Consider the following 623-nt stretch of genomic DNA (forward strand, 5'->3'; position numbering starts at 1 on the left):
AAAAGTACTGTTTTTGTCATTTAATTTTTATAATGCTAATCTAAATCTAAATCTATGCTTAAGCTTACGTAGCGGTATGGATTGGTTTGTTCAATGAGTAATGCCGTGAGTAGCCAGCAAAACAAGCAGAAAAATAATAAACGATCGCCTTTAAACGTTAAGCCACCTCTATTTAAACAGGTTTGCGTGATTGGCTTAGGGCTAATTGGCGCCAGTCTTGCTCAAGCAATTAAAGACAATGGTGTAAGCGAGCGTTTGGTAGCGGTAGATAGGCATGTGCCAAGTTTAGAGGAAGCCATTCAAGATGGATTGCTTGATGCCGGTAGTTCTGTACTTGATGACGTGGTTAGTGGTAGTGATTTGATAGTCATTGCGGTACCAGTACAAGCTGTACAAGCCGTGTTTGTGGATATCAAAAACGCAATGGACAGTAGACAGCTGGCCACAGACTGTATCATTACCGATGTTTGTAGTACCAAAGTCAATATCATTGAGGCTACCAGAACTGTATTTACCTCGCTACCTATAGGGCTTGTGCCAGCACATCCGATTGCTGGTGCTGAAAATTCAGGATATCACGCTAGGCGTGCCACATTATTTGTCAATCATAGTGTCATTATTTG

General features: G+C 41.3%; 1 protein-coding gene. It reads left to right on the forward strand.

Features of this window, described 5'->3' with window-relative positions; genetic code table 11:
* Positions 1-93 precede the first annotated feature (93 nt).
* Positions 94-623, forward strand: a 530-nt coding sequence (locus ACS8FD_RS21980) for a prephenate dehydrogenase/arogenate dehydrogenase family protein (protein WP_439277430.1), incomplete at its 3' end; no start/stop codon positions are given.

This window comes from Psychrobacter sp. 1U2, assembly GCF_051847575.1.